This is a genomic window from Chryseobacterium sp. SIMBA_028 (assembly GCF_046535285.1).
Taxonomy (GTDB): Bacteria; Bacteroidota; Bacteroidia; order Flavobacteriales; family Weeksellaceae; genus Chryseobacterium.
On sequence record NZ_JAWRWZ010000307.1, the window covers coordinates 1 to 269 of the forward strand.

Below are 269 nucleotides of genomic sequence, written 5' to 3' on the forward strand. Positions count from 1 at the left end.
GCAGGCAATGGATTACCATCCTTGTCATTCTCAAAGCTGGACGGTACATCACCGTAGTCATAGGTAGTCACTACATCAATTTGATAGTCCTCTACCTCCCCGTTGGAGGCTGTTCCAAAGTCAGCAGCATTCGCTGTGCTTACAGCTCCGTTACCTACACTTCTCTCATCAATAAGAGCCCCGCCACTGGCGGCGGTGGTAAAGTCATTCAGGGAACGATCTGAAAGTCTGAGCCTCATATAAAGCTTTGAAGCCCCGGAAGCGATTGT

At 49.4% G+C, this 269-nt stretch carries 1 protein-coding gene; it reads right to left on the reverse strand.

Annotated elements, in window-relative coordinates; all coding sequences use genetic code 11:
- Window positions 1-239: hypothetical protein (locus SCA31_RS23565; protein ID WP_410699437.1), on the reverse strand; the 239-nt coding region annotated here is incomplete at its 3' end.
- Between the last annotated feature and the right edge of the window lie 30 nt (window positions 240-269).